General features: G+C 37.6%; 4 protein-coding genes. 1 reads left to right on the top strand and 3 read right to left on the bottom strand.

The window, feature by feature from the left end; translation table 11 throughout:
* On the top strand, positions 1-890 hold an 890-nt coding region (locus tag QNI22_RS40060; protein WP_314520288.1), incomplete at its 5' end, for a Gfo/Idh/MocA family protein.
* A 13-nt stretch (positions 891-903) separates the two neighbouring features.
* On the opposite strand, the gene QNI22_RS40055 is transcribed toward QNI22_RS40060, so the two are convergent.
* The 3 genes from QNI22_RS40055 to QNI22_RS40045 form a co-directional block, all read right to left on the bottom strand.
* Entirely contained in the window at positions 904-1371 is a 468-nt protein-coding gene (locus QNI22_RS40055) for a Rid family hydrolase (RefSeq protein ID WP_314520285.1), read from the bottom strand.
* A gap of 131 nt (positions 1372-1502) precedes the next feature.
* Entirely contained in the window at positions 1503-2126 is a 624-nt protein-coding gene (locus tag QNI22_RS40050) for a DUF2306 domain-containing protein (protein ID WP_314520282.1), read from the bottom strand.
* A gap of 151 nt (positions 2127-2277) precedes the next feature.
* On the bottom strand, positions 2278-2407 hold a 130-nt coding region (locus QNI22_RS40045; protein ID WP_314520289.1), incomplete at its 5' end, for a helix-turn-helix domain-containing protein.

Here is a 2407-nt window from a genome sequence, read left to right as displayed (position 1 = left end):
ATGCAAAAGCAGCCCTCAAAGCAGTGGAGGAAACAGGTAAAATCGTTCAGATTGGTTCTCAACGCCGTAGTGCACCAAATTACTGGGCAGCCAATGACTATATCAAATCCGGCAAGTTCGGCGATATCAGTATGGTTGAAATGACCTGGAATGTAAATCAGCCAGGTCGCTGGCGCCGTGCTCAGCTTGTAGCTGAGATAAAAAAAGAAGATATAGACTGGGATCGTTTTCTTCTCAATCGTCCTAAAGTAGAATGGAATCCTCGTTATTATCTGGAGTACCGCTTGTTCTATCCGTATTCTTCAGGTATACCGGGACAGTGGATGAGCCATCAGATAGATACCGTACACTGGTTCTCTGGTTACGATCATCCAAGAAGTGTAGTTGCTAATGGAGGTATTTACGTATGGAAAGACGGCCGTATGAATGCCGATACATTCACTGCTGTATTTGATTACGGTCCGGACAATGATCCAACCAAAGGTTTTCAGGTATTGTATTCTTCCCGTATGCATAACGAAGCAGGTGGCGTGAAAGAGTATTATTTCTCTAATGGAGGAATGATTAATCTGGATACCAATAAAATTTCTCCGGAAGGAGGTTTAAAAGCTGAATATGCCAAAGCAATGAACATGCAACCTAACTTACTGGCAGAAACCTCCTTGCGTTCAGATATAAAAATGGAAACGGGAGCCAATACAGGAGGTGATCCAATGACATCTCTGCATATGCGCAACTGGCTGGAATGTGTACGAAGCCGTAAGCAACCCAATGCATCTGTAAAAGCTGGTTATAATCACTCTGTTGCAAATATCATGGCTACAATGGCATTGCATACAGGCAAACGTGTCACTTTTGATGCTCAGAAACAGGAAATTATTACGAGTTAATATCTTTACCTTTCTACAATTTTCTATCAAAAACAAAATCCCTGCTTTTACAAACAGGGATTTTTCTTTTTAAAGAAATTATGTAAACAAAGGATTGCTTAACTAACTTGTTAGCAATGGCTATTTGGATGTTTGTTGTATAAAGCGTTTCCTTTACCACATCTTCAGAAGATGCACCAAATGCATTCAAGCATTTTTCCAATTGGCCATAAACTTTTCTAATCCCTTCAGGGCTTAAATTACTGGTAGGAATGCCTGAAACATAAATGGTATTCCCGGTTTTAGCGACCTGTGCATTACCTGCGGCTTCATATGGTTTTTGCTTATTGCCCCAGTGCCACTTCTTTTTTAATCTGGGGCTTGCAGTTCTGGAGCTTGGAGTATGGCTTTGTTTACCTGTTTTCGTATCAGAGATCTCATTGCAGCCAAAATTTATAAGGATCAGTAAAATCCACCAGCATGGTAATGTTCTTTTGGTCATAGATAAATGCACTAAACTACTGCACTAAAGGTTTACTTTGTCAAAGAAATAATTATAATTCCAGAACAACCAAACTTATAAATAAAAAAGAAACTGCGTCAGCGTAACTATTTATTTATGTCCTTAAACAACTATCCGTTTTTAGGGCTGGTTATATTTTGCATTTTTTTATTAATAAAATTAGCCACTATGAGATTGGGAACCCAGCACAGCCAGGCTACAATCATATAAGAGAAAGAAGGGTCTTCCGTAATTTTTACTAACAACGGATACCACAACCGGAGTGTAACAGCTGCAAACGCACAGGCAAAACTATAGGTCATTAACTGCTGATGGTTTAGTATATGGCCTTTTCTGATCTGTGCAACCGCTGTAAGAGTAGTAATAAGCCAGATTAGGCCCAGAAAAATAAATCCGGTAGCTGATACAGCATTGCCATTAGCATAAAAGCCTATATAAATACCCGCTATCGAACTGATGATTACAGACATCACATACACTTTTCCGATGATTCTGTGCAAGTTCAAGTGCATATGTCTGAACTTAGGGCCAAATTGTCGCCATCCTATAAAAAGAGAAATACCTCCGAAAATAATATGCGCAAAAAAAGCAGATTTCCAGACTATATTACCTAATACTTCTGAAGATTTAGAATTCAGAAAAGTATTTTTATGATCCACAAAGACATAAATGATAGGATAAGTTCCGATTAATAGCGCAAAAAGACAGATAATTAAGAACAATAATTTTTTCATAAAAGTTGATTAAATTTTCTGTAAACATGGGAATTACAGAAGACTTAACTGTTCCAAAATGAAAGGTGGAGCCAATTTTAAAGCTATACATTGAGACTTACCATGTATACTTATCTGACATCCTACACTAAATTATTCGACATTTAGACTCTTATTTTAAAAATTCTCTGGGTGAGCAGTGCATATATTTTTTAAAATTTCTATTAAATGAAGTCTTGGAATTAAATCCACTTTCCAAGGCTAACGCGAAAATGGTGAATTTCTGATTTTCTGGAAGGACA

It is taken from the genome of Xanthocytophaga agilis (genome assembly GCF_030068605.1).
In the GTDB taxonomy this organism is placed as follows: Bacteria; Bacteroidota; Bacteroidia; order Cytophagales; family 172606-1; genus Xanthocytophaga; species Xanthocytophaga agilis.
This window is presented reverse-complemented; position numbering and strand designations above follow the sequence as displayed.